The 26,617-nt window shown below is 72.9% G+C and carries 21 protein-coding genes; 19 read left to right on the forward strand and 2 right to left on the reverse strand.

The annotated features are described in order from the left end of the window. Window positions 1–6: 6 nt before the first annotated feature. Window positions 7–2,004, reverse strand: coding sequence for a SpoIID/LytB domain-containing protein (locus ACFC2L_RS10085; RefSeq protein WP_375824181.1), 1,998 nt, complete (start codon window positions 2,002–2,004; stop codon window positions 7–9). Window positions 2,005–2,137: 133 nt separating this feature from the next. Here ACFC2L_RS10085 and ACFC2L_RS10090 point away from each other — a divergent pair, with 133 nt between their 5' ends. From ACFC2L_RS10090 to ACFC2L_RS10150, 13 genes are read left to right on the forward strand one after another with little or no spacing between them, the layout of a single operon-like run. Beyond that, window positions 2,138–2,593, forward strand: a complete 456-nt coding sequence (locus tag ACFC2L_RS10090) for a GtrA family protein (protein ID WP_375824182.1) — start codon at window positions 2,138–2,140, stop codon at window positions 2,591–2,593. Between the two features lie 2 nt (window positions 2,594–2,595). Further along, complete coding sequence (locus tag ACFC2L_RS10095) at window positions 2,596–3,558, forward strand: glycosyltransferase family 2 protein (RefSeq protein ID WP_375824184.1); 963 nt, start codon at window positions 2,596–2,598, stop codon at window positions 3,556–3,558. A 1-nt stretch (window position 3,559) separates the two neighbouring features. Beyond that, complete coding sequence (locus ACFC2L_RS10100) at window positions 3,560–4,810, forward strand: glycosyltransferase family 4 protein (protein WP_375824185.1); 1,251 nt, start codon at window positions 3,560–3,562, stop codon at window positions 4,808–4,810. Next, window positions 4,807–6,609, forward strand: coding sequence for an ABC transporter ATP-binding protein (locus tag ACFC2L_RS10105; RefSeq protein ID WP_375824186.1), 1,803 nt, complete (start codon window positions 4,807–4,809; stop codon window positions 6,607–6,609). Before ACFC2L_RS10100 ends, ACFC2L_RS10105 begins: the two co-directional genes overlap by 4 nt. Window positions 6,610–6,611: 2 nt before the next feature. Continuing rightward, complete coding sequence (locus ACFC2L_RS10110; protein ID WP_375824187.1) at window positions 6,612–9,248, forward strand: glycosyltransferase; 2,637 nt, start codon at window positions 6,612–6,614, stop codon at window positions 9,246–9,248. Next, complete coding sequence (locus ACFC2L_RS10115) at window positions 9,245–10,375, forward strand: glycosyltransferase (protein ID WP_375824188.1); 1,131 nt, start codon at window positions 9,245–9,247, stop codon at window positions 10,373–10,375. Before ACFC2L_RS10110 ends, ACFC2L_RS10115 begins: the two co-directional genes overlap by 4 nt. Continuing rightward, window positions 10,372–11,502 (forward strand): glycosyltransferase, encoded by a 1,131-nt coding sequence (locus ACFC2L_RS10120; protein ID WP_375824189.1) that lies wholly within the window; start codon window positions 10,372–10,374, stop codon window positions 11,500–11,502. The genes ACFC2L_RS10115 and ACFC2L_RS10120 overlap by 4 nt, the downstream gene beginning before the upstream one ends. A 29-nt stretch (window positions 11,503–11,531) precedes the next feature. Further along, a complete protein-coding gene (locus tag ACFC2L_RS10125) occupies window positions 11,532–12,674 on the forward strand; it encodes a glycosyltransferase family 1 protein (RefSeq protein ID WP_375824190.1) in 1,143 nt (380 codons plus the stop codon). Beyond that, a complete protein-coding gene (locus ACFC2L_RS10130; protein ID WP_375824191.1) occupies window positions 12,671–13,807 on the forward strand; it encodes a glycosyltransferase family 1 protein in 1,137 nt (378 codons plus the stop codon). The genes ACFC2L_RS10125 and ACFC2L_RS10130 overlap by 4 nt, the downstream gene beginning before the upstream one ends. Continuing rightward, the gene (locus tag ACFC2L_RS10135) at window positions 13,804–14,292 is read left to right on the forward strand and encodes an acyltransferase family protein (protein ID WP_375824192.1); all 489 of its coding nucleotides are present in this window, start codon (window positions 13,804–13,806) and stop codon (window positions 14,290–14,292) included. The genes ACFC2L_RS10130 and ACFC2L_RS10135 overlap by 4 nt, the downstream gene beginning before the upstream one ends. A gap of 8 nt (window positions 14,293–14,300) precedes the next feature. Continuing rightward, the gene (locus ACFC2L_RS10140; RefSeq protein ID WP_375824319.1) at window positions 14,301–14,939 is read left to right on the forward strand and encodes a hypothetical protein; all 639 of its coding nucleotides are present in this window, start codon (window positions 14,301–14,303) and stop codon (window positions 14,937–14,939) included. A gap of 22 nt (window positions 14,940–14,961) precedes the next feature. Beyond that, window positions 14,962–16,071, forward strand: coding sequence for a glycosyltransferase (locus ACFC2L_RS10145; RefSeq protein WP_375824193.1), 1,110 nt, complete (start codon window positions 14,962–14,964; stop codon window positions 16,069–16,071). Continuing rightward, window positions 16,068–17,147 (forward strand): glycosyltransferase, encoded by a 1,080-nt coding sequence (locus tag ACFC2L_RS10150; protein ID WP_375824194.1) that lies wholly within the window; start codon window positions 16,068–16,070, stop codon window positions 17,145–17,147. Before ACFC2L_RS10145 ends, ACFC2L_RS10150 begins: the two co-directional genes overlap by 4 nt. Here the strand turns inward: ACFC2L_RS10150 and wecB are convergent. Then, on the reverse strand, window positions 17,137–18,216 hold the full coding sequence (wecB, locus tag ACFC2L_RS10155; protein ID WP_353708688.1) for a non-hydrolyzing UDP-N-acetylglucosamine 2-epimerase: 1,080 nt from the start codon (window positions 18,214–18,216) through the stop codon (window positions 17,137–17,139). The two genes, ACFC2L_RS10150 and wecB, sit on opposite strands and share 11 nt — an antisense overlap. Before the next feature lie 218 nt (window positions 18,217–18,434). On the opposite strand from wecB, the gene ACFC2L_RS10160 reads away from it, so the two are divergent. From ACFC2L_RS10160 to ACFC2L_RS10185, 6 genes are all read left to right on the forward strand, one after another. Further along, window positions 18,435–19,718 (forward strand): cell wall-binding repeat-containing protein, encoded by a 1,284-nt coding sequence (locus ACFC2L_RS10160; RefSeq protein ID WP_375824195.1) that lies wholly within the window; start codon window positions 18,435–18,437, stop codon window positions 19,716–19,718. A 67-nt stretch (window positions 19,719–19,785) separates the two neighbouring features. After that, complete coding sequence (locus ACFC2L_RS10165) at window positions 19,786–20,919, forward strand: acyltransferase (protein ID WP_375824196.1); 1,134 nt, start codon at window positions 19,786–19,788, stop codon at window positions 20,917–20,919. Window positions 20,920–21,083: 164 nt separating this feature from the next. After that, the gene (locus tag ACFC2L_RS10170) at window positions 21,084–23,198 is read left to right on the forward strand and encodes a cell wall-binding repeat-containing protein (protein ID WP_375824197.1); all 2,115 of its coding nucleotides are present in this window, start codon (window positions 21,084–21,086) and stop codon (window positions 23,196–23,198) included. A 178-nt stretch (window positions 23,199–23,376) separates the two neighbouring features. After that, on the forward strand, window positions 23,377–24,687 hold the full coding sequence (locus ACFC2L_RS10175; RefSeq protein WP_375824198.1) for a nucleotide sugar dehydrogenase: 1,311 nt from the start codon (window positions 23,377–23,379) through the stop codon (window positions 24,685–24,687). Between the two features lie 140 nt (window positions 24,688–24,827). Then, entirely contained in the window at window positions 24,828–25,787 is a 960-nt protein-coding gene (locus ACFC2L_RS10180; protein WP_375824199.1) for a glycosyltransferase family 2 protein, read from the forward strand. Continuing rightward, window positions 25,784–26,617, forward strand: a complete 834-nt coding sequence (locus ACFC2L_RS10185; protein WP_375824200.1) for a glycosyltransferase — start codon at window positions 25,784–25,786, stop codon at window positions 26,615–26,617. The genes ACFC2L_RS10180 and ACFC2L_RS10185 overlap by 4 nt, the downstream gene beginning before the upstream one ends.

Raw genomic sequence — 26,617 nt, forward strand, 5'->3', positions numbered from 1 at the left:
GACGCCTCAGAACGTCCTCGTGATGGCGTTCCACCCGGAGCCCACCTGCATCCGGGCGGCGAACCGCGTGCCGGTCCACGGATAGAGGTAGAACCGGCCGGCGGCGTCGGACGCGAGGAGGTCGGGGATCCCGTCCCGGCCGAAGTCGGCCACCGGGGTGAGGAGCCGCATGCCCTGCCACCCGGAGCCGATCTGCATCGGGCTGAACCCGCCCGCCCCGTCGCCGCGGTAGAGCAGGAGCCGTCCGGCGGCGTCGACCGCCAGCAGGTCCGACCAGCCGTCGCCGTCCCAGTCACCGCCGCCGCCGACCCACGAGATGACGTCCCAGCCGCCGCCCACGAGCACGGCGCTCGCGAGCCTCCCGTCGCCCAGACCGGGGTAGAGCCACATCCGGCCCGACGTGTCGACCGCCAGGAGGTCGGCGGACCCGTCGCGCCCGACGTCCCCGGGGGCGACGAGGAACCGCATGGAGCCCCAGCCATGGCCCGCCTGGACACGGGCGCCGAGCGTCCCGGCCGCCGTCGTCGGGTAGCGCCACAGGCGCCCGGCCTGGTCGACGGCGAGGACGTCGTCGCGCCCGTCGCGATCGAGATCGTTGGCGCGGACCGCGAGCCGCATCGTCTGCCAGTCGTGGCCCGCCGGGCGGCTGCCGACGAACCGGCCGTCCCCGTCCCCGAGGTATGCCGTCAGACGGCCGTCCGCCCACTGGCCGAGGACGTCCACGCGCCCGTCGTTGGTGGAGTCGCTGTCGAGCCGGCTCGTGCCGGTGAGCTTCCACCAGTCGGAGCGCAGACCGAAGGCGCTGCGGAACTGCGCGCCCGTGAGCGTGACGGAGCCTGCTGAGCCGGTGACGACGACCCGGACCACGCGCCCGCCCCACTCGCCGTCGCCGGTACGCGACATGACGTCGATGCTGCGGGGCGAGCCGATCTGCGGATACCGCGCGCCGACGTCCGCGGCCCGGAGCGAGACGCTCCACGCGTGCACCGGGTTGCCCTGCGCGTCCCACGGGTCCGGTCGGGACGGGAGGTAGGGGAAGGACCCGGCCGCGCTCCAGCCGCCGTTCGACGAGCCGAACTGGGTGAAGGCGAGGCTGCCGCCGTAGTGACGCACCTGCCCCGAGGTCGCGGCGACGGCGGCGTCCGTCGAGGCCGCCTCGTGGTGGCGCGTCTCGACCCCCGCCGAGGTGAAGCTCTTGTGCCCGGGATAGACCTGGCAGGCGGTGGTGTCGCACGTCTGCCACGAGCCCGACCGGTGCGCGCGGTCGTACGACGCGTAGGTGCGCGCGGCGACGGCCTGCGCCCGCAGCGCGTCCGCCGGCCAGCTCGACGGCGACTCCGCCGGCACGACGGAGCGCAGGTAGTCCTCGAGGCCCACCACGTTGACGGTCTGCTGCCCGGGGCTCGCCCCGGAGGGGACGGCTCGGACCGTGCCGCGGTAGTCCGTCTGCGTGCCGTCGGGCCTGATCAGACGGATGAACCCCGACGGCGCGGCGATGCTCAGGAAGCCGGGGGAGGCGCCCTGCGACCACTGTCGCCAGGTCCCGCCGACGAGCCCGTGCAGCACGAACCCGCCGGACCCACGGACGATGCGCCACTGCTGCGGCGTCGCGCCGCCGAAGCTGATCGGGGTGCCGGTCGAGACCGCGTCGCTCGCCGTCATGCCCGGGACCGCGAGGATGCGGACGTCGTTGTCCGTGTCTCCGCTGATGAGGACGCTGATCGTGCTCGCGGGCTGGGTGACCCGGGCCGTGCCGGGGTAGTACGCGTCCAGGATCTGCTGGTAGCCGACCCCCTGCGCGGCGGCCGCGCGGGCACCCCACTGCGACATCCCGCGGCCGTGGCCGAAACCTCGCCCCGCGACCGTCACCGTCGTCCCCGGACCGAGCACCACCCGCTCCTGGGTGAGCGTCTCTCCCTGCGCGGGGGAGACGCTCGCCGCGAACGACGCCCCGACCAGGACGGCCGTCAGGAGCGACGCCGTCATCCTCTTCCGTGCGCCCATGGGTGACCTCCGTAGCCCTCGGTCCGATCCACGGTAGGTCGGGTGACGAGAGGGCGCCCGGTGGGCAGGTACCCTGGTGCGTCGTCGGGCGCCGTGCCCGACCCGAGACGAGGGGGAAGACCTGGCCGGCGTCGTGCGGACAGTGCTCGGGCACTCGGCGTTCCGCTACCTGCTGGTGGGCGGCTTCGCCTTCCTCCTCGACCTCGGGCTGCTCGCCCTGAGCTACCGGGTGCTCGGCGCGCCGCTGTGGCTCGCGACGGCGATCGGGTTCTGGGGCAGCTTCGCGTTCAACTTCACGCTCCAGCGGCGCTACGCCTTCGGCGGTGCGATGCCGACCGGGCCCGCCTTGTGGCGGTACGGCGTCCTCCTGGCGGTGAACTCGCTCGCGAACATCGCGGTGGTCGGTCTCTTCGAGCACCTCGGGTGGGGCTACGCGGTCGGCAAGGTCGCGGTCACCGTCGCGCAAACCGTCTGGAACTACTTCGCCTACCGCTACTGGGTCTTCGGCGGGCGCGCGGCCCCCGCCGCTCCCGGCGACGACCGAGCAGGGCCCCAGGTGCCCGTCGAGCACGACCACAAGGAGAGCTGAGGATGTACAAGGGTGCGCGGATCGCCGCCGTCGTGCCGGCCTATCGTGAGGAGGCGATGATCGCGACGGTCGTCACCACGATGCCGGACTTCGTCGACGACATCGTCATCGTGGACGACTGCAGCCCCGACGGGACCTCCGACGTCGTCAAGGCGCTCGACGACCCGCGCGTGACGCTCGTACGGCACGAGGTGAACAAGGGCGTCGGCGGGGCGATCATCACCGGGCACCGCACCGCGATGGAGCTCGGGTCGGACGTCAACGTCATCATGGCCGGCGACGCCCAGATGGACCCGAACTACCTGCCCGACCTCCTCGACCCGGTGACGTCCGGCGGCTACGGGTTCGCGAAGGCGAACCGGTTCTTCCGCCCGGACTCGTACACCGGCATGCCTCGCTATCGCGTGTTCGGGAACATCGTGCTCTCGTTCATGACGAAGTTCGCCTCCGGCTACTGGCACCTCTTCGACCCGCAGAACGGGTACACGGCCGTCCGGACGTCCGTGCTCGAGAAGCTCGCGCTCGACCGCGTCGCGGAGCGCTACAGCTTCGAGAACGACCTGCTCATCCACCTGAACGTGGCCGGGACCGCGGCGGTCGACGTCCCGATCCCCGCCGTGTACGGCGCCGAGGTGTCCAGCATCCGTCTGGGCAAGGTCGTCCCCGAGCTGCTCAGCCTGCTCTTCCGCGGGTACTGGTACCGGATCTGGTACCGGTACGTCCTCTGGTCGTTCTCCGCCGTCGCGCTGTTGCTGTTCTCGGGCCTTCTCCTCACGCTCCTCGGCGTCGTCGCCGGGGTCTGGATCATCGCCGCGACCTGGGACTCACCGCCTGCCACGGCCGGGACGGTCCTCCTCGCGGTCACCCCGTTCGTGCTGGGCGTCCAGATGCTCGTGTCGTCGTTGCAGCTCGACATCCAGGAGAGCCCCGACACCCCGACGCTCGCACCGTTCGACGAGGGCTGACATGACTTCCCGCAGGCCACGGGTCGTCCTCGCGACGCGCATCTACTCACCCGAGCCGGCGGCGGCCTCGTTCCGTCTCCGCGCGCTGGCGCGGGCGCTCGTCGAGAGCGGCGCGGCCGTCACCGTCCTGACGACGACGGCACCTCAGGCACCCGCCCCCGAGGACCCGGACCCTGGCGTGCGCATCCGGCGATGGCCTGTGCTACGCGACCGCACCGGCTATGTCCGCGGCTATCTGCAGTACCTGAGCTTCGACGTCCCCCTCCTCCTGCGCCTGCTGTTCTCGACCCGCCCGGACGTGGTCGTGGTGGAGCCACCGCCGACGACCGGGTTCGTCGCACGCCTCGCGTGCGTGGTGCGGAGGGTCCCGTACGTGTACTACGCGGCGGACGTGTGGTCCGACGCGGCGAACTCGACCGGTGCGCCAGCGCCGGTCGTCGCCGCCGTGCGACGCGTCGAGGGCTGGGTGCTGCGCGGTGCGCGACGCGTCGTCGCGGTGACCGAGGAGGTCGCCGAGCGCACCCGGGCGCTGGGCGCCCGCGAGACCGTCGTCGTGCGCAACGGCATCGACACGGACGTCTTCCGGCCGGACGGACCCGTCCCGGACGGTGCTCCCGCCGGTCCCTACGCGATCTACGCGGGAACGACGTCGGAGTGGCAGGGAGCGGACGTGTTCGTGCGGGCCATGGCCACGGTCGCCGAGGCGGTGCCCGGCGCCACGCTCGTCGTCCTCGGGCAGGGCAGCGCGTGGGCGGACCTCGAGGCGGTGGCGCGCGCGCTGCCCGACGGCGGCGCGTGCGTCCGGATGCTACGCCCGGTCCCGCAGGCAGAGGCCGCGGCATGGCTGCGCGGCGCGGCCGTCGCCCTCGTGAGCCTGCGGCCCGGCCAGGGCTACGACTTCGCGTTCCCGACGAAGGTGCTCGCCGGCGCGGCCTCGGGGACACCCGTCCTGTACGCCGGCCCCGGCCCCGCGCGGGGGGTGATCGAGGAGAACGGCCTCGGCCGCGCTGTCGCGCACGACGTCGACGCCGTCGCTGAGGCGATGTCAGACTTGCTCGAGGCCCCCGCGGACGACGGCCCGAGGACGCGCAGCGCCGGCTGGGCGCGGTCGCACGCGTCGATCGCGGCGTCGGCGGCCGAGGTGGCGCGGATCGCCGTGGCGGCGTCGCGCGTCCCGGACCATAGACTAACGGCGCCGACACTGGGCGGCGTCCGACCATTGCCTGGTTTGACCGAGGAGCACGACGCGTGAGACAAGTCTGGGGAACCCTGCGGGACCTCCTCCCGCTCCTCCCGAGGCGCGCTCGCCGCTTCCTGGTCGGGTACTCCGTCGCGCTGAGCTCGCTGGCGCTCCTCGACGTGGCGGCGCTGGCGCTCCTCGCTCTCACCCTCACCTCGATGGTGGCGGGCGAAGGCGTGTCCCTGCCTGTTCTGGGGCAACTGCCCGCCGGAGGGATCCTCTGGATCCTGGGTGCGGTCTCCGGACTCATCGTCCTCAAGGGGCTGTTCAGCGTCGTCCTCCAGTGGGTCGCGACGCGACGGTTCGCCGCGTACGAGCTCGAGATCGGCGACAAGCTCTTCGACGCCTACATCCGCGCCCCGTGGACTGAGCGGCTCAAGCGCAACACCGCGGAGCTCGTGCGGCTCGCGGACGTCGGGATCGGCAACACGACGTCCGGCTTCCTCCTCCCCGTCGCGTCGCTCCCGGCCCTCGCGACGACGTTCCTGGCGGTGCTGACGGTGCTGGTGATCGCGCAGCCCGTGACGGCGGCGATCACCATCGCCTATCTCGGGATCATCGCGCTCTTCCTCTACCTCGCCGTCTCTCGCCGCGCGTTGGTGGCCGGTCGGGTGAACCGCGACTACTCGATCAAGGTCGGCCGGCTGATGACCGAGATGGTCGGAGCGCTCAAGGAGGTCACGCTGCGTGGCCAGGCCCCTGCGGTGGCCAGGGTGGTGCACGAGAACCGCCGCCACTCCACCCGGGCGCGATCGAACATCTCGTTCCTCTCGAGCGTGCCCAAGTACGTCCTGGAGACGGCGCTCGTGGGCGGGTTCGTCCTCGTCGGCGGCGTGACCTTCGCGCTCGACGGGCAGGCGGCCGCCATCAGCGCGGTGGCCTTCTTCGGCGTCGCCGGCTTCCGGATGGTGCCCGCACTCACCGGGTTCCAGGCCGTGATGACCCAGACCGCGTCCACGATCCCTCACGTCCGCGCGGTCATCCTGGACATCCAGGCGTCCCGCGGCTACATCGAGAGGGCGGAGCGGGTCGGGCACGAGCCCATCCACGGCGACCCCACCACGCTCGTGCTCAACGGGGTCTCCTTCACCTACCCGGGTGTCGAGACGCCCGCTCTGCGCGGCGTCGATCTCACGATCCCCCTCGGGACGTCGGTCGCGCTGGTCGGATCCTCCGGCGCGGGCAAGTCGACGCTCGTCGATCTTCTCCTCGGCCTCCTCGAACCGTCCGAAGGCTCGGTCGAGCTGGACGGCGTCCCGCTCCACGAGATTCTCGCGGACTGGCGCTCGCGTGTCGGGTACGTCCCGCAGGACGTTGCGCTCTTCGACGCGAGCGTCGCGCAGAACGTCGCTCTCACGTGGGAGGAGGACTACGACGTCGAGCGGGTGCGGTCGGCGCTTCGAGAAGCACGGTTGCTCGACGTCGTCGACGCCCGCCCCGGGGGGATCGACGCGAGGATCGGAGACCGCGGCGTCGCGCTGTCGGGCGGACAGCGGCAGCGGGTCGGCATCGCGCGGGCCCTGTACGCGCAGCCGCTGGTGCTCGTGCTCGACGAGGCGACGAGCGCCCTCGACTCGCAGACCGAGTCCGAGGTCACGGCGGCGATCAACGAGCTCCACGGCGAGGTCACGGTCATCGCCGTCGCGCACCGGCTGTCGACGATCCGCAACGCGGACATGGTGTGCTTCATGGAGGACGGAACGATCACGGCCCGGGGGACCTTCGACGAGCTCGTCGCCTCGGTCCCGGAGTTCGCCAAGCAGGCGGTGCTCGCCGGGTTGGCGGGCAGCGGCCCCGAGACGGCGCGGTGACCGTGGCGGGATCCTCCTCGCTCCCTGGCGCGCGCGGCGGGCGCAGGCCGCGGATCGCGCTGCTCGTCTTCAACGACGCGTCGACCGACGCCCGCGTGCTCAAGACGGCCGATGCGCTCGCGGCGTCCGGAGCGGTCGTCCGTCTGGTCGCGTTCTCGGCGCACCTCCAGGCACCACCCGGCCTCGTAGCGCGAGGTCGCGACGTCGAGATCCTCAGGGTTCCTGTCCTCGAGCTCGACCACGCACCGGCCCGGGCCGGTGCCTGGGCGCGTCGACAGGTCTCCCTCCTGCGACGCGGGCGTGGAGATGCCACGCCGCCGGTCGGCGCGCCGCGGAGCGACGGCCCGGGCACGACGAACGCCACGCCGGCACCGGTCGAGCTCCGCGGCGCGAAGGGCACGGTCGTCGACCTCTGGATGCGCATGCACCACACGCTGCGGCTGGCGTCGTACCACGCCCGCTCCTACCGCGCCCTGGTGTCGTGGCGACCGGATGCCATCCATGCGAACGACGCGAACACGCTCGTCCCCGCGTGGGCGGCCGCGCGGAGGCTCGGGGTCCCGTTCGTCTACGACTCGCACGAGCTCTGGACCCACCGGATCAAGGCGGGTCACCGCCCGGTGGCACGTCGGTGGGAGGCGTTCGTCGAGAGACGGCTGGCGCCCCGAGCGGCCGCCGTCGTGACCGTCTCCCCGAGCATCGCGCACCGGCTGAAGGACGTGCTGCGGCTTCGCGAGCTGCCGACCCTCGTGCGCAACGTCCCCGTGCGCTCGGGCGAGCCCGACCCCTCCCGGGGCTCGCTGCGACGGCTCGCAGGACTGTCCCCGCAGGATCGCGTCGTCGTCCACATCGGTGCCGTGACGATCGGGCGCGGGCTCGAGCAGCTCTTGTCCGTCCTGACGCACCTGCCCGCCGACGTCCACCTCGTGCTGCTCGGCCCCGCGTCGTCGACCTTCGTGGAGAAGCTCGACCGGCGCGCCGAGAGCCTCGGCGTCGGCCTGAGGGTCCATGCCGTCGGTGCGGTCCCTCCAGAGCAGGTGGCGCAGGCGGCGGCGGACGCGGACGTCTCCGTCGTCTCGATCGAGCCCCTGACCCTGAGCCTGCGCTTCTCGCTGCCGAACAAGCTCTTCGAGTCGCTCCACGCCGGGCTGCCCGTCGTCGCGTCCGACCTTCCCGACATCGGTCAGGTCGTCACCGACGCGGGTGCGGGCGTGGTCGTCGACTTCTCCGACCCGTCGGCTGCGGCGCGCCGGATCCTCGACACGCTCGAGGACGGGGACGCCTACCGCGCGGCGGCGCGGGCGGCGGCGCGCTCCCTCACGTGGCAGTCGGAGGTGCAGAACCTCGTCGAGGTCTACCGGCGGGTGCTCCTGCCCGGCACGGAGCGGCGGTCCCTCGTGCACCGGGCGGTCGCGGCCTGGACGAAGCACCGGCGGAGGCTGCCCGCCGGGCTCGGTGCGGTCGTGGACAGGGCGGTCCACCGGCTCCCCGGTCCTCTCCGGGACGCCTACGACCGTGCGGTGTTCGGGTTCTCCGCCGCGGACGAGGTCGCGCCGCCACCCCTGCCCTCGTCGGGGCGTCGGCTGTACGTCGCGCCGACGAACTACGCGGGGCAGGGAGACGCGTACGCCCGGGCCGTCGAGCGGCACGGGGGCGTGGGCGCCGTCTCGATGAAGGCGTCGCCCGGTCCCGGGACGCTCCTGTTCCCGGCGGACATGGTGGTCGGGAAGTCGGTCTACCTGGCTTCGAGCGGCTGGCAGCGCAGGCAGCGGGAGTACGTCTCGCAGTTCACCCATGTGATCGTCGAGTCGGGCCAGACCCTGTACTCGCCTGCGGTCCCGGGAGCGGTCGAGAGCGAGGTGCGCGACCTCCTGGACCACGGCGTGCGTGTCGCCCTGCTCTTCCACGGCTCGGACGTCCGCCTCCCGAGCGCCCACCTGGAGCGGGAACCGTGGTCGCACTTCGCGCACCCGCCGTTTCTCGGTGCGGAGCGGTACGAGGAGCAGGCGCGACGGAACCGCGCGCTCGCGGACGAGCTCGGGACCGCGGGCGTCCCGACGTTCGTGACCACCCCTGACCTGCTGACCGACGTCCCGTCCGCCCGGTGGGTTCCCGTCGTCGTGGACCCCGCACGGTGGTCGGGCGCCGCGCGCGAGGACGTCCTCATGCGGCGGGTCCCGGTGGTGGTGCACGCGCCGAGCAGGTCCGCGGTCAAGGGGACCGACCTCGTTGAGCCGGGCCTCGTGGAGCTGGACCGCCGGGGTCTGATCGAGTACCGACGGGCCGAGGGCCTGTCCTGGCGCGACATGCCGGCGTTCTACGGCGACGCGGACGTCGTGCTGGACCAGTTCAGGGTGGGGAACTACGGCGTCGCGGCGTGCGAAGCGATGGCCTCCGGGCGCTTGGTGGTCTCGTACGTCTCCACGGACGTGCGCGCCGAGGTGCGACGTGCCTCGGGCCTCGACCTGCCCGTCGTGCAGAGCACCGGCCCGGACGTGGTGCGCGTGCTGGCCGAGATCCTCGAGGACCGCGAGGCCGCACGTGACGTGGCGCTCAGGGGCCGGTCGTTCGTCGCCACCGTGCACGACGGGACACGGAGCGCCGAGGTGCTCAGCGCCTTTGTCGAGGGGGACGCATGACGTCCGAGCTCGTTCCCGTGGGCGCGTTCGACGCCTCCGCGGCCCGTTCGCCGCGGGTCGACGTCGTCGTCGCGGTCCACGACCTGACCCGGCCCGTCGGCAGGGCCGTGGCGTCGGCGGTCGGGCCGGCGGCAGGAAGCCCGACGGGCTCCGTCCGGGTGACGGTCGCGTGCCACGAGCTCGGTGCGGCACGGGTCGCGAACGTCCTCGACCCTCGGCTGGGCTCGTCGGTCCGCCTGCTGGAGGTGCGCGACGGCCTCGGCAGCCCGTCGGGCCCCTTCAACGCGGGGTTCGACGCCGCCACGGCGCCGTTCGTCTCGATCATCGGCTCGGACGACTTTTTCGAGCCCGGTGCGCTGCGCGCGTGGACCGACCGGGCCGAAGCGACCGGCGCGGACGTGGTGATGGCGCGGCTGCGCGCGCAGAGCGGGTCCGGCATCAACACCCCCCGCGCCCGTCCGTTCCGCAGCAGTCGTCTGGACCCGGTCAAGGATCGGCTCGCGTACCGGACGGCGCCGCTCGGACTGCTGCGTCGCGCGACGCTCGACCGGCACGCGCTCCGTCTGGACAGCGGCGTGAAGGTCGGCGGGGACCTTGCACTCGGCCTGCGGCTGTGGGCCCTCGCGGACCGCGTCGAACTCGGCCGTCAGGACCCGGCGTACGTCATCGGCGAGGACGCCGTCACACGCGTGACCACGACGCCGCGCCCGCTCACGGTCACGCTGGCACCGTACGAGTCGCTCCTCGCGCAGACGTGGTTCGCGCGGATGCCTCGGGCGTACCGCCGCGCGGTCGCGATCAAGGTGCTGCGCATCCACGTGCTCGGGGCGGTCGTCGCTCGGGGGCCGGCCGGCTCGTGGTCTGCGGCAGAGACGGCGTACCTGCACGAGGTGGCCCGCGGACTGGTGCAGGTAGAGCGCGGCGTCCTGAGGCCGTTCTCGGTCGCCGACCGCGTGCTGCTCGACGCGTGCCTCGATCCGCGGAGCGACGCGGGCCGCATCGTCACGGCCGTCGCGCGCCGTGCGCAGACGTCGCGGACCGGACGGCTGCTCCCGCCGAACCCGCTCCACGCCCTCGACCGCGAGGGCACGCTCCGCTACTTCGTCGCAGACAGGTTCTGGCGATGAGCGGCCCCGACCAGGGCGCGCTGCGTGTGGCGGTGACGACGGGCCCGGTCTCGATCCCTCCGACCTACTTCGTGGCGGAGCACCTCAGGCACATGCCGGACGTGGACGGGAGGGTCTTCGCGATCGCCGCGGACGTCACGGACCCGCGGCTCCGGGACCTCGTCACAGGGGTCGTGCCGTCCGGGGCGGGGGGGTGGCGGACCGTCCTCAGCTATCAGTCCGCCGTCCCACGGCTCCGCGCGCAGGTGCGTCGGTTCCGACCTGACCTGGTGCACCAGCACTTCGCGACGTGGAGCCTGGCGGGCGCGGGCGCGGCGGCCGACCTCGGTGTCCCGTTCCTGGCGACCCTGCACGGCTACGACGTGTTCCTCCGCTCCGCCCCGGTGAGAGACGTCTGGTCGTTCCTCACGGCGGTCAACCTCCGACGCTGCGCCAGCCGCGCGACGTCGCTCCTCACCGTGAGCGAGTGGCTCGCCGGGGAGGCCGTACGGCGCGGCTACCCGGCGCGCTCGGTGGAGGTGCACTACCAGGGCGTCGACACGGACTTCTTCACGCCCGGGACGCTGCAGGAGACCGAGCTTCCCGAGATCCTGTTCGTCGGCGGGCTCGAGGAGCGCAAGGGCATCCGCGACGCGATCCGGGCCTCGGTCATGCTCTCCGCGGACGTCCCGCACGTCCTGCGCGTCGTGGGTCACGGGAGCCTGGCAGGCGTGGTCGCGAGCGCCGCGCAGGAGCATCCGCACATCCGCCCCGAGGGACTCGTCGACCGTGAGCGCGTGCGGCAGGCGATGCGTTCCGCGGCGGTGTTCGTCATGCCGACCCAGAGCGACGGCGAGTGGCGGGAAGCGGCAGGTCTCGTCACCGCGGAGGCCCAGGCGTGCGGCGTCCCCGCGGTCGTGTACGACTCCGGAGGGGCACCGGAGATGCTCGTCGACGGCGAGACCGGGATCGTCGTCCCCGAGCGGGACACGCGCGCGCTGGCGGACGCACTCCGGGAGCTGCTCGCGCTGGACCAGCGCGAGCGGGCGACGACGGGAGCCCGGGCGCGTCGCTTCGTCGTCGAGGAGCGAGACTCACGGCAGAGCGCCGCCGAGCTGCGGGCGCGCTACGAGCTCCTTACCCACTGACCCACCTTCGAGACCCCTGGAGCGGACCCATGGCCGAGAGCAGCAGGCGGACGATGCTGATCGTGTCGTTCTCCCCGCTGGCGGGAGACGCCCGGGTGCTCAAGCAGATCCGGCACTTCGCCGCCTCGTACGACGTCACCACGTGCGGCTACGGGCCGACACCCCTGGAGGGCGTCGAGCACGTGGCGATCCCCGACGACGCGCGTCACGAGCTCGACGGACGGTTGGTGACGACCCGGGTCTACCCGCTCGTGCACCGTGCCGTCCCGGCGGTGCGGGCGGCCCGCCGCGTCTTGGCGGGTCGTCGCTTCGACGTGGCCATCGCCAACGACCTCGAGACGGTCCCGGTCGCCTTCGACGTCGCCGAGCCGGAGCACGTGCTCGCCGACCTCCACGAGTACTCGCCGCGTCTGCACGAGGACAACCCGGCCTGGGTCCGCCGGATCGCTCCGTACTACCGCTGGCTGGCCCGTCGCTATGCAGCGCGCGCCGGCGCGGCGACGACCGTCGGCGACGGGCTCGCGCGGGCCTACCGCGACGAGCTGGGCGTCGACTGCCGTGTCGTGACGAACGCCGCGCCGTACGCCGCGCTGTCGCCCGTGCCGGTCGTCGAACCGGTGCGGTTGGTCCACAGCGGAGCATGTCTCCGCAAGCGCAACCTGATGCTCCTCCTCGACGCCGTCGACGCGTCCACGACCCCGGTGTCGCTCGACCTCTTCCTCACTCCGAACGACCCTGGCTACCTGGGCGAGCTGCGCGAGCGCGCGGCGCGCAGCGACCGTGAGATCACCGTCCACGACGCGGTGCCGTACGACGAGCTCGTGGCGACGCTCAACCGGTACGACATCGGCGTGCACGTCCTCCCGCCGGTGAACTTCAACAACCAGTGGGCGCTGCCCAACAAGGTCTTCGACTACGTGCAGGCCAGGGTCGCGTTGATCGTCGGTCCGTCGCCCGAGATGGCGGCGGTGGTGCGGGAACGAGGGATCGGCCTCGTGACGGAGGACTTCTCCACGGACGCGCTGGCGCGGGTCCTCGACGCCCTGACCCCTGCGCGTGTCGCGGCGCTCAAGGCCGCCTCGGACGCGTCGGCGCACGACCTGGCGTCGGATGCTCAGGTCGCCGTCTGGGACGAGGTCATCGCGGGGCTCGCCAGGGTCGGTACCCGATGAGCGAACGCCCGTCGGTCCTCGTCCTGTCCTTCTCGAACATCGCGTCCGACGCCCGTGTCCTCAAGCAGGTACGCCTGCTCGCCCAGGACTACGACGTCACGACCTGCGGTCACGGCCCGGCACCCGAGGGAGTCACGGCGCACGTCGAGGTGCCCGCGGACCGCATGGCGTGGGTCAAGGACCGTCGGCTGCTGCTGTTGCGCCGCTACGCGGCGGTGTACCGCAGGAACTCGGCCGTGTCCTGGGCGCGGGAGCATCTCCCGGTCGGCGCGTTCGACGTGGTCCTCGCCAACGACGTCGAGGCGGTTCCGCTCGCGGTGGAGCTCTGCCCCCGTGGTGGCGTGCACGCGGACCTGCACGAGTACGCGCCGGGCCAGAACAGCGAGCTCCGGCGCTGGCGCTGGTTCGTGGCCCCCTATCTCCGTTGGCTCGTGCGGACACGGGTGCGCGGCGCCGACTCGTTCACGACCGTCGCTCCGACACTCGCACGACGCTACGCACGTGACCTGGGCGCCCCGGTCAACGTCGTCGTGAACGCCACGCCCTACGCGGACCTCGCGCCGCACCCAACGGCACGACCGGTCCGTCTCGTCCACAGCGGGGTCGCGCAGCGGAACCGCTCGCTCGAGCTCATGATCGACGCGGTGGAGGCTTCGTCGTCGGACGTCCTGCTCGACCTCTACCTCGTCCCCAACGACCCGGTGTACACCCGCGAGCTCGAGGAACGCGTCGCGGGCTCCGCGCGGGTGCGCGTGCTTCCGCCGGTCGCGTACGACGACCTCGTCGCGACGCTCAACCGCTACGACGTGGGCGTCTTCGTCCTTCCGCCGGTCAACCCCAACTATGCGGCCGCGCTCCCGAACAAGCTGTTCGACTACGTCCAGGCACGCCTCGGCGTCGTCATCGGTCCGTCTGCCGAGATGGAGGAGGTCGTGCGCGGCCATGCGCTCGGAACCGTGACGGAGTCCTTCACCGCCGAGGCGTTGCGCACGATCCTGGACGGCCTCGACGTCGAGAGGGTCGACGAGTGGCGGCGCGCCTCGGACCGCGCCGCCCGCGAGCTCTCCGCGGAGGTCAGGTCGCGGCCGTGGCTCGACGCGGTCGAGGCGCTCGTCGCCAGGAGGCCGGGGTGACCTCGGGCACGACCGACGTCGCGGGTGCTCCGCGCGTCCCGGTCCCGGCGCACGTCGACGCGCCCGCGCGCGGGTCGGCCCCCGACCTCGCGTGGTTGGACTGGCTGCGCGTGCTCGCGATCGTCGGCGTGGTCACCATCCACGTCGTCGGGTCCACGGCGCTCGCGCCCTGGGCGAGGACGTCGCGACTGGGCTGGCTCGCGATCTGGCTCGACATCGGCTTCGTCTTCGTGGTCCCGGTCTTCGTCATGATCAGCGGCGCACTGTTCCTCGACCCGGCTCGGTTTCGTGGCACGGGGGACTTCCTGCGCCGACGCGCGCTCCGCCTGCTGCCGGCACTCCTCGTCTGGCACCTCGTCTACTGGGCGTTCCGGGTGGTGTACCTTGACCAGGAGATCGGCGTCCGGGACTTCCTCGAGTTGACCGTCACAGTCGGCTCTACCCGCACCTCTACTACTTCTGGGTCGTGCTCGGCCTCGTCGTAGTGACGCCGGTGCTCGTGCCGTGGGTGGCCACGGCCCCGCGACGCTCACTCCTCCTCGCGGGGCTGTGCGCCGCGAGCATGCCCGTCCTGACGGTCGCGCTGCGGAACGGCCTCGAGGCCGCGCCCGTGTGGGTCGAGACCCCGTGGACCTGGTGGCTGTTCTATCTCGGCCTCTACCTGCTGGGGAGCGCGCTGCGGGACGTGGTCCTGCGGGGCGTGGCGCTCGTCGCTGCGGGCACCGCCGCGGTCCTGCTGGGCGCGCTGCTCACGTGGCAATGGCGCAACCCCGCGGCGCCCGGTTGGCTGCAGGTCGTCTCGCCCGTCTCCTACTACGGGCTTGGCGTGCACGTGGACGCGGTCCTCGTCCTCCTCGTCGCCCGCGCGCTCGTCAGACCGGGCGGCGTCGGCCGCGTCCTGGCACGTCCGGCTCCCGCGCGGGTCGGGCGAGTGCTCGGCGCGGCCACCCTCGGGGTCTTCTGCTCACACCTCCTCCTGGTACCGGTCGTGGCGGGGATCCCGGCGCTCGGGGGTGACGCGGCCGCGGGGTCCTCCGTCCAACTCGTCGCCCGCGTCGCGTGCGTGCTGGTGATCTCCTACACCGCCACGCTCGTCCTGCGGCGCGTGCCCGTCGTTCGGTCCGTGCTGTAGAGCGGTGCTAGCGTCGCCCTCCGTGCATGCTGATGTCTCCGCTCCCGAACGTGGACCCGACGTCGACGTCGTCGTCGCGGTCCACGACGTCCGTCGCCCCGTCGCACGGGCCGTGGGCTCGGCGCTACGGAACCGGGCGCGCGTGCGCGTCACGGTGGTCTGCCACGAGATCGGGGCGCACTCGGTGGCTCCGCTCCTCGACGGCCTGGGCGAGGGGGTACGCGTCCTGGAGCACCGGGACGGGGTCCGATCGCCGGCAGGCCCGTTCAACCACGGTCTCGACTCTGCCACGGCACCGTTCACGTCCGTCCTGGGCTCGGACGACGCGCTCGAGCCGGGGGCGGTCGACTCGTGGCTCCGGACCGCGCGGCGGGACCGTGCGGACGTCGTCGTCGCACGGGTGCGCCACGAGGCGGGCCCCCCGATGCGGACGCCGCCCGCGCGGCCCTGGCGCCGCGCGCACCTCGACGGGGTCCGCGATCGTCTGGCCTACCGCAGCGCGCCGCTCGGCCTGGTGTCGACGGCTCGGTTCGGCGCCCTGCGCTTCACCCCGGACGTGGAGGTGGGGGAGGACATCTCCTACGTGCACGCGCTGTGGTTCTCCAGTGCGGCCGTGAGTCTCGACCGCGGCCCGGCGTACGTGGTGATGGACGACACTGCGGGCAGGGTCACGAGAGAGTCCAGACCGGTCGGTACCGAGCTCGCCTACGTCCCGCGCGTCGTCCGCGAACTGCGAGACCTGCCGCAGGACGTCCGCGACGCGGTCGTACGGAAGCTCGTCCGTATCCATGTCTTCGGCGCCGTCCACAACCGGCCCGACGCCACGGCCTGGGGGCCCGACGACCGCACCGCGCTCCGGAAGGCCACGGTCGAGCTCCTTGGTGCGGCCCCCCGGGCGGCCGCGCCCTTCTCTCGTGCCGACCGGGCGCTGCTTGACGCGGTCCTGGACACGACGGTCGGAGCCGACGTCCTCGTCGCGGCCTCCGTCGCGCGGCGACGGTTCGGCCGGCCCGGGACGCTCGTGCCGCGCGACGTGCGGTGGTCGTTCCACCGCGAGGCCCCGCTACGGTTCATGGTCGCGTCGGCGCTCGCGGGTCGCTCGCGCCCGACGCGCGGGGCGGGTGCGGCATGAGGATCCTCGTGGTCACGGCGTGGTACCCCAGCGTGGACGACCCCGCGACCGGTGCGTTCGTCGAGAAGGACGTGCTGACGCTGGCGGCCGCGCACGACGTCGAGGTCCTCCATCTCGTCGCGCCCCGCCTCGCGTCCGGCGACCCGTTCTCGGTGCGTGGCGGCGTCGTCGTCCGGCAGGTGCCGATGGACCCTGCGCGGCCCGATCACTGGATCCGCGCGTCCCGGGCGGCGCGTCGTCTCGCGCGGGGGTTCGACGTCGTGCACACGATGGCCTTTCCGTCGCTCCTGCCGTTCCTCGCCCGCCGCCCGGGTGTGCCGTGGGTGCACACGGAGCACTGGTCGGGCATCTCCAACCCGAGCTCGCTCCCCTGGGCGTGGCGGGCAGCCATGCCGTTGCTCGGCCGCGCGCTCGCCCGGCCCGACGCCGTCACGGCCGTGTGCGAGTATCTCGCCCGGCCCGTCGGGCGTCTCCGGCGCGGACCGGTGGAGGTCGTGCCGTGCGTCGTGGAGCCGCCCGACGCCGTGGTGCCCCGGCCGCGGGCGGGCCGGCTCGTGGCCGTGGGCGGTCTCGTACCGGGCAAGGACCCGCTCACGGCCGTCGACGCCCTCGCGCTCCTCGCCGCGGACGTACCGGACGTGTCGCTGACCTGGGTGGGGGACGGGCCGCTGCGCGAGGACGTGCTGCGTCGGGCTGGGGAGCGGGGCGTCGCGGACCGGCTCCGGCTGGTCGGCCGCCTACCCGCACCCCGCGTGTTCGCCGAGCTCGACCGGGCCGACCTCTTCCTGCTGCCCACGCTCCGCGAGAACTTCTGCGTCTCTGCCGCGGAGGCGCTCGTCCACGGCCGGCCTGTCGTCGCCGGCGCGAACGGTGGTCACGCCGAATACCTGGACCCCGCGGTGGGAGAGCTGGTGGGCACGCAGTCCGGGGCGGCGTACGCGCGTGCGGTGTGTGCCGTCCTCGGACGGACCGCCGAGCTCTCCGCCGCGGACGTCGCCGCGACGGTCGGTGACCGCTTCTCGGCCGCGACGGTACGTCGGGGCTACGAGTCCGCGTACCGGCAGGTCATGCGCTGACCTCGCCCGGCGCGTCACGGAGCAGCACGTCGATGACGCGCTCCGCCGCGCGCCCGTCCCCGTACGGCGCGGCTCCGGTCGCTTCTGGCGCAGGACGGGTCACCGCGTCGCGGACCTGGTCCGGCTGGGCGAGGACGTTCCAGCCGAGTTCGACGGTCTCCACCCACTCGGTCTCGGTCCGCAGCGTCGTGCACGGGACGCGCAGGAGGAAGGCCTCCTTCTGCAGGCCGCCGGAGTCGGTGACGACGCCGGCGCTGGCGGAGACCGCCGCCACGAGGTCCGGATAGGCGAGCGGCGAGCGGGGACGGAGAGCTCCCGTCTCGAGCTCGATACCGTGCTCGGCGCACTTCGCGACGAGACGAGGGTGGGCGAGCAGCAGGACGGGCCGGTCGAGCCCTGCGAGGCTGGCGACGAGGTCGCGGAGCCGCGCGGGGTCGTCGGTGTTCTCGGCACGGTGCAAGGTCGCGAGGTAGTACCCCCCGGGTTCGAGGCCGGCCTCGGCGAGCAGCGGGAGCGGGCGGTCGGCAACGGCGTCGCGTACCTGGTGGAGGACGTCGGTCATGACGTCCCCGACGAGCACGGAGCGTGCCGCGAGCCCCTCGGCGGCGAGGTGGTCCATCGCCACCTGCGTCGGCGCGAGGCACAGGTCCGCGGCGTGGTCGGTGAGCACGCGGTTGTGCTCCTCGGGCATCCGACGGTTGAAGGACCGCAGTCCCGCCTCGAGGTGCGCGATCGGGCGATGGAGCTTGACGGCGCTCAAGGCCGCGGCGAGCGTCGAGTTGGTGTCTCCGTAGACGAGCACCCAGCTTGGGGCGTGAGCGTCGAGGACGGCGTCGAGCGCACCGAGGATCGCTCCGGTCTGGACGCCGTGGCTCCCGGACCCGACACCGAGGTGGACGTCCGGGTCGGGGATGCCGAGCTCCGAGAAGAAGACGTCCGAGAGCATCGGGTCGTAGTGCTGCCCCGTGTGGACGATGACGTGCTCGACGCCGGCGGCGGTCGCGGCGTGGGCGATCGGGGCGAGCTTGACGAACTGCGGGCGCGCGCCCACGACGCTGAGGATCTTCACGGACATCGATGCTAACGGGAGCCGGGCGTCAGGCTCCGCAGGGCACTCGTCGAGAGGTCGCCCTCGCGGCTGGCGTGCCCGTCGACGGCCCCGCGTGGGTGTCGGTCGGACAGCGGCTTCCTCCCCGCGTTCGGGAACGCTACGATCACGGCGCTCGGGGGGCCGTCGTCGACGGGTTCACCCGTTTCGAGCAAATCGTCGAGGAAGTCGAGATGCCCATGGCAACAGGAAGTTCGCGCACGGCCCGGTCCCGGGTCGTTGCGTTCGCGTGCGCGGTGGCGACGGTCACCGCGGGTGCCCTCTTCGCAGCTCCCGCCCAGGCCGCTCCCAGCACCCCGGACGGCGCCGACGCGGCGCTCGTCGCGGCCGCCCAGGAGCGGGTCGCCCACCTCCGGGCCTTCCGTCCCCAGGACACCGAGCCCGTTGACTCGGTCGCCGTCGAAGCCCTCGCCGCTCGGGCGTTCGGGGCCGAGCCCGCCGCGCTCGCCGTCGCGGCGGACGAGAGCGTCGACCGCGTGTACGGCCAGAACCGCTGGGAGACCGCCGTCGCCGTCTCGCACCTCTACGGCCTCGGCGACGGCGGGCGGTCCGGTGTCCTGAACGGTCGCATCGACGCCGACGAGCAGGCGGCGCCGGTGGTGTACGTCGCGAGCGGGATGGGCTACGCCGACGCGCTGTCGGCGGCGCCGGCCGCGGCGTTCAACCGCGGCCCGCTGCTCCTGACCCCGGCCGCCGCGATCCCGGAGGTCGTGCTGTGGGAGATCGAGCGCCTCCACCCGGCACGGATCGTCGTCGTCGGCGGAACCGCCTCGGTGTCCGACGCGGCGTACGCGCAGCTCGCGGCGATCCAGCCGAACATCCGGCGGGACGCCGGTCGGGACCGCTATGAGACGTCGCGCGTCGTGGTCCAGCGCGGCTTCGACTACGCCGCGCGCGGGATGGACGCCTCGAGGATCGCGTACCTCGCCAGCGGCACGGGCTACGCCGACGCCCTCGCGGCGAGCGCGGCCGCGGCGACGGTCGGTTCGCCCGTGGTGCTCGTCGACGGGCGGGCGACGACGGCCGACGCGGCGACGACGGTCCTCCTGCGCGACAGGCTCGGCGCGGAGTACCTCTTCCTCGCGGGCGGGGCGGCGTCGATCTCGTCGGCCTACGAGCGCAACCTCCTGGCTCAGCCCTGGGTGACCGTCCCGACGCGACTCGCCGGCAACGACCGGTTCGGCACCGCGAACGCGATCAACGCCTACCTCTTCGGCCTGCTCCACGCCGACGGCGTGCTGACGCCGGGCTCCGTGAACTACACCTCCGGCCTCAACTTCCCGGACGCCCTCTCAGCAGGGGCTATGGCGGGATACTTCTTCGAGCCGCTCTACCTGTCGCTGCCGTCGTGCATCCCTGCGCAGGCCGTGCGTGACCCGCGTTCGTGGGGAGTCACGAGCTTCTACGTCATCGGCGGCCCGGGCGTGCTCGATGCCGCCGTGGAGAACCTGACGACCTGCTGAGTCGCCCGGCCCTCGGTAGCCGGGGCCCTCGGACACCTCGTCCGGGGGCCCCGGTACGCTCCTGCCCGTGGCCTCCCCCCCTCCTTCCACCCCGGTGCCCTCCCGCGAGGCCATCGCGGCGTCGTCGCGGCTGCCGACCGCCGGCGTCACCGGCCTCGAATGGGTCTCGTGGCTTCGTGTCCTCGCGATCGCCGCCGTCGTGTGCATCCACGTCGTCGGTCACGACGCCATCGTCGACGGCGCCCGGGGGACGTTCCACGGCAACCTGGCGATCTGGCTCGACTTCGGATCGGACTATGCCGTCCCGGCGTTCGTCCTGGTCAGCGGGGCGTTGCTGCTCGACCCAGCACGGTATGCCGGGGCCGGGGCCTTCCTGCGCAAGCGAGCGCTGCGCCTGCTCCCCGCCGTGGTCGTGTGGCACCTGGTCTGGTGGGCCTTCTGCGTGGCGGTGCTGGGCGAGAACCTCGGCGTGCGCGCGTTCGTCGAGCAGTCCGCGACGGGGCGGCTCTACACCGCGCTCTACTTCTTCTGGATCGTGCTCGGGCTCGCGCTGGTCACCCCGGTGCTCGTGCCGTGGGTGAGCACGACAGGACGACGCCCGGTGTGCGTCGCCGGAGCCGCACTCGTCGGGATGACGGCTGCGTCCGCAGCCGCCGAGGGTGTCCTCGGGCTACCGGTCGCGTGGGTGCACACGGCCTGGACGTGGTGGATCCCGTACCTCGGCCTCTACCTGCTGGGCTGGGGCCTGCGCGACGTCGTGCTGCGCGGCTGGGTCCTCGCCGCGGCAGCCGTCGGCGCGGCGGGGATCGGCGTGGTGCAGTGGTGGCTCTGGGAGAACCCTGCGGCACCGGAGCTCGTGCGCCAGCTCCTGCCGACGACGTACTACGGCGTCCAGGTCCAGGTCTACGCCGTCCTCGTGTATCTCGTCGTCAAGAGCGTGGTGAGGCCGGGCGGTCTGCTCGGTCTGCTGGCCACGCCTCGCGCCGCTGCGGTTGGTCGTGTCGCGGGAGACGCGACGCTCGGCGTGTTCGTGCTCCACCTGATCGTGTGGAACCTGATGCTGGCGCTGCCTGTCCTGGGGGGCGCCAAGGCGGCGGGCTCGGCCCCGCTGATGCTCGGGCGTGTGGTCTTCGTCCTCGTGGTGACCTACGCGATCGTGCTCCTGCTCCGCCGGGTCCCGGTCGTCCGACGCGTCCTGTAGGCGCGTCAGGACGCGGCGCTTCTCCCGGGCCGTGATCTGGGCTAAGTTCCCTTCGTCCGCATTCTGTGTCGAGGCGGACATTCCGCGCATCCCTAGGAGGCGATCCCGTGGCGCGTCACTCTGCACGGACCACACCGAGGCCGAGCGTCACGAAGAGTGCGCCGGTGTCGGCACGTTCCGTCGCGGGCAAGGCTCTCTCGTACGGCGTCACCCCGTTGCTCGTGCTCTCCGTGGTGCTCGCACCGGCGGGGAGCGCCCTGCCCCGGTCGTCCGTGCTCGAGCCAACGGCGGGGCAGGCTGACGCGCCACCGGTCGCCGCCGCCCTGCCCCAGGTGGGTCCTCAGGCGGCTCAGGTCGAGACGCACGACGTCGCCGAGAACGGTGCCGTCGCCGTCGCGGAGAGCTTCCAGACCGCCGCCGTGACGTGGTCGTCCGAGATCGACGCAGCCGTGCCCGAGATCCGGCTGCGCGCGCGGGCCGTCGACGGGTCGTGGGGTCCATGGACCCACGTGGACCGGGCGACAGACGGAGCGGACGCCGCGACGAGCGACGTCGTGTCGTCGAGCACCGTGTACGTGGGCGACTCGGACGCGGTGGAGATCGCCACCGTCGACGACGACGCGACCCTGCCCGACGGCGTCCAGGTCACGACGGTCTCCTCCGAACCGACAGGCTCGGCGGCCGCACAGAGGTCCGGGGCCGCGCCGGTGGCTGGGGCCGCTGCGGTCTCGGCTGCGGAGACCCCCTTCCCGACGATCATCACGCGTGAGCAGTGGGGCGCGGCTCCGGCGTCCTGCGCCTGGGGCTCGGCAGCGACGCTCAAGGGCGGTGCGGTCCATCACACGGTGAACGCGAACGACTACACGTCGATGGCCGAGGCCATGCAGATCATCAGGAACGACCAGGCGTTCCACCAGTCCGGGAACGACTGGTGCGACATCGGCTACAACTTCCTGGTCGACAAGTGGGGGAACGTCTACGAGGGGGCCGATGGCAGCATCGAGCGAGCGCTCATCGGAGCGCACACCGGTGGCTTCAACACGGGCACGGTCGGGGTAGCGATGGTCGGCACCTACACGAACGTGGCACCCTCGACGGCGCAGCTCGACGGCGTCGCGAAGATCATCGCCTACCGGCTCGCGCAGTACGGCGTCGACCCGGCAGGGAAGGCAACGTTCACCGCGGCGAGCAGGACGGCCGGCGGCCGGTTCGAGGCCGGACAGTCGGTGGTCCTCCCCAAGGTCTTCGGTCACCGGGACACCCATCAGACCGAGTGCCCCGGCACGCTCGCCTACGGGAAGCTGTCGTACATCCAGAGCCGTGCCTCCCAGTACTTCGGAGAGCTCGGCACCGCGGTCGAGCGGATCTCGGGTGCCGACCGGTTCGCGACGTCCGCGGCGATCTCGGCCGCCACCTTTGCGCCCGGGGTGAAGGTCGCGTACGTCGCGAACGGCATGGCGTTCCCGGACGCGTTGTCCGGAGGACCGGCCGCTGCCGCCTCCGGTGCCCCGATGCTCCTGGTCGGGCCCACGACGGTGCCGAACCCCGTCGTGGACGAGCTCAAGCGGCTCCGACCGGAGCGGATCGTCGTCCTCGGCGGTGCCGGGGTGGTCTCCGCGGACGTGGTCACCCAGCTGAAGAGCCTGACGGCGACAGGGCAGGTGAGCCGCCTCTCCGGGGCCGACAGGTTCGCCACCTCGGCGGCGATCTCGACTGCCACCTTCGCCCCCGGAGTCGAGGTGGCCTACGTCGCGAACGGTCTGGCGTTCGCGGATGCGCTCTCCGGCGCCCCCGCGGCGGGGGCTCGGAAGGCGCCGGTGCTGCTCATCAGCCAGAACGCCGTCCCCGGGTCGGTCGCGGCCGAGCTCCGGCGGCTGCGTCCGGGCCGGATCGTCGTGCTGGGAGGCACCGGTTCGGTCTCCGCCGCCGTCGCGAAGCAGCTCGCCGAGTACACCCCGTCGAAGAGCGTGACCCGCGCCGCGGGAGCGGACCGCTCCGCGACGTCGGCCGCGATCTCGGCCGCGACGTTCGACCCTGGTGTCCCCGTCGTCTACGTCGCGAACGGGCTCAACTTCCCGGATGGGCTCTCCGGAGCGCCCGCGGCCGGAGCGGGTGGTGGGCCGGTGCTCCTCACCGTGAGGGACAGCCTTCCCGCTGCCGTGGCGGCGGAGCTCGAGCGGCTCGACCCCGCGCGGATCGTCGTGCTCGGTGGTCCGGGTGTGGTGTCCGACCCCGTGCGCGCCGCGCTCGCCGGGTACCTGAGCGAGCCCGCGCCCTGACCCACGCGCTCGGACGTGCCGCTCCTCGTCGAGGTGAGCGACCGGCTGCCGCGATGATCGGCGCCTCGCGTATCCTGCACGGTGGTCCGACCGCTCGACGCTGAACGACACCGTCGCGGTCCCCCGGATCCGGGACACGCTGCCGGACCGACCACCCGCTCGCCGGAAGGAACACTCGATGCGCATCGCCGTCGTCGCCCTGGGGAAGATCGGCCTTCCCCTGGCCGTCCAGTTCGCGTCCAAGGGACACGAGGTGATCGGAGTCGACGTCAACGCCGGTACGGTCGCCACGGTCAACGAGGGCCGGGAGCCGTTCCCGGGCGAGGCGTACCTCGCCGAGAAGCTCGCGGAGCTGGTCCCGGCCGGACGGCTGCGCGCGACCACCGACTATTCCGAGGCGATCCCGGGTGCCGACGCCGTCGTGCTCGTGGTCCCGCTGTTCGTCGACGAGGAGACGGCAGCGCCGGACTTCGGCTGGATGGACGCCGCGACGAGGTCCCTCGCGGAGCACCTGACGCCGGGGACGCTCGTCTCGTACGAGACGACGCTCCCCGTCGGCACGACGCGGAACCGGTGGAAGCCGATGCTGGAGGAGATCTCGGGACTGGTGGAGGGAGAGGACTTCCACCTGGTGTTCTCGCCGGAGCGCGTGCTCACGGGTCGGGTGTTCGCCGACCTGCGCAAGTACCCCAAGCTCGTCGGTGGGTTGTCCCCCGAGGGCGCCGTGCGCGCCCGCGAGTTCTACGAGGCCGTGCTCGACTTCGACGAGCGCCCGGACCTGGACCGCCCGAACGGCGTCTGGGACCTCGGCTCGGCCGAGGCGTCCGAGCTCGCGAAGCTCGCCGAGACGACCTACCGCGACGTGAACATCGGCCTCGCCAACCAGTTCGCGCTGTTCGCCGACAAGCAGGGGATCGACGTGCACGCCGTCATCGACGCGAGCAACTCCCAGCCGTACAGCCACATCCACCGGCCCGGCATCGCCGTCGGCGGGCACTGCATCCCGGTGTACCCGCGGCTGTACCTGTCGGTCGACCCCGACGCGTCCATCGTGCGCGAGGCCCGCGCGGTCAACGTATCCATGCCGGAACGCGTCGTGGCTCGTGCGACCGACCTTCTGGGGTCGCTCGACGGTCTGAACGCCGTCGTGCTCGGTGCCGCGTACCGCGGCGGGGTGAAGGAGACGGCGTTCTCCGGGGTCTTCGCCACCGTCCGGGCGCTGGAGGAGCGGGGTGCGTCGGTCCGCGTGCACGATCCTCTCTACTCCGACGCCGAGCTCGCCGCGCTCGGACTCGCGCCGTTCCACCTGGGTGACGAGGCGGACGTCGTCGTGGTCCAGACCGACCACGCCGACTACCGTCAGGTCGGTCGCGAGAGCGTGCCCGGCGCGCGCCTCGTCGTCGACGGTCGTGGGGTCACGGACGCCGGGCGCTGGGCCGGGGTGCCGCGCGTCGTGCTCGGGCGGGGCGACGCCCCCGACGCGGCCTGAGCCGCCGGACGGACCTCCCTCCGCGCGACGCCCGTCCGCCCGCCGGCAGGGCTCCTGACCTGCGCAGCCACCCTCAGCGGGTGGACTATCCTGCACGAGCGCCCTCGCCCGTCCCTGTCCAGCAGATCCCGAGGTTCTCCATGCGAATCGCCGCGGTCGTCGTCGCCTACGACCGACGTGACCTGCTCGTCGAGGCGCTCGACGCGCTCGCCGCGCAGACCCGTCCGCTCGACGCCGTCGTCGTCGTCGACAACGCGTCCCACGACGACTCGGCCGCGGTGGCGGGGGAGCACGTGGTGGGGGCGGACGTCGTCGAGCTGTCGCGCAACACCGGCGGGGCGGGCGGCTTCGCGGTCGGCCTCGCGCACGCGGTCGAGGCGCACGGGGCCGACCTCGTGTGGCTCATGGACGACGACACGATCCCGACGCCGACGGCTCTCGCCGAGCTGCTCGCCGCGCGCGACGCCTACCCGGGGCCGGTCGCGCTGCTGGGCAGCCGCGTCGTCTGGCACGACGGGCGGGACCACCCGATGAACACGCCGCGCCGACGGCCGGGAGCGTCCGCGGAGCAGATCGCGCACGCGCGCGAGGCCGGTGCGATGCCGGTGCGGTCGTCGTCGTTCGTCTCGATGCTCGTGGATTCCCGTGCGGTCCGGCACCACGGGCTGCCGGTCGCCGACTACTTCATCTGGAACGACGACTTCGAGTACTCGGCCCGGTTGCTGCGACGGGGGACGGGCCTGCACGTGCCCGCGTCCGTCGTCGAGCACCGGACCAAGAAGTTCGGGTCGACGGACGCGGACCCGGGCGAGCGCTTCTACTACGAGGTGCGCAACAAGCTCTGGATGCTGCTGCGGTCGCCGTCGCTCTCCCCGGAGGAGCGCGTCCTCTACCTCGGGGCGTCGCTGCGTCGGTGGGCGCGCACCTTCCGTGGCTCCCGGAACCGTGACCTCCTGCGTTCGGCAGGTCTGCGCGGTGCGCGCGACGGGCTGCTCCGCGGTCCGCGGCGCAACGCCGCGGTGCTGGCGGAGATGGGCGCGGTGACGACGGAGGTCGACGCGCTCGACGTCGGGCGCGGGCGGCGGGGGCCCGCGGCATGACCGACGCGTCGCTGCCACCGTTCTCGCTCCTGCTGCCGGTCTACCACGGTGACGACGCCGCCCACCTGCGCCGGGCCTTCCGGTCGGCGACGTCGGAGCAGGACCTCCCGCCCGACGAGGTGGTGCTCGTCCAGGACGGACCGGTGGGTCCCGCGCTCGGCGAGGTCGTCGCCGAGATCGAGTCGGTGGGGCAGAAGGTGACCGTCGTCCGGCTCGAGCGCAACGTGGGGCTCGCGCTCGCGCTCGAGGCGGGGCTCGCGCGGTGCAGCCACGAGATCGTCGCCCGCACGGACGCCGACGACGTGTGCCGGCCCGAGCGGTTCGCGCGCCAGATCCCGCTCGTCGCCGAGGGGTACGACATCGTCGGGTCCGCGATCCAGGAGTTCGTCTCCGAGGACGAGCCGGGCCTCGTGCGGGTACCGCCGCTGTCGAGCAGCGACATCGACTCGGGGGCGCGCTTCCACTCGCCGTTCAACCACCCGACGGTCGTGTACCGCCGGTCCGCGGTCGAGGCCGCGGGCGGCTACCAGGATCTGCCGCTCCTCGAGGACTACTGGCTGTTCGCCCGCATGCTCGCCCGTGGGGCCCGCGGCCGCAACCTCCCCGAGCCGCTCCTGCTCTACCGGGTGGGTGCGGGCGCGTACGCGCGGCGCGGCGGGACACGCCTGCTGCGGTCGGAGATCGAGCTCCAGCGCCGGATGCGGCGCATCGGCTTCACGTCGCGGGCACAGGCGCTGCGCAACGTCGTCGTACGGGGTGGGTACCGTCTCGTCCCGGAGAAGGTCCGGACGGCGCTGTACCGCACGTTCCTGGCGGACCGGAGAGGTTGA

It is taken from the genome of Cellulosimicrobium sp. NPDC055967 (genome assembly GCF_042269845.1).
Lineage (GTDB): Bacteria > Actinomycetota > Actinomycetes > Actinomycetales > Cellulomonadaceae > Cellulosimicrobium.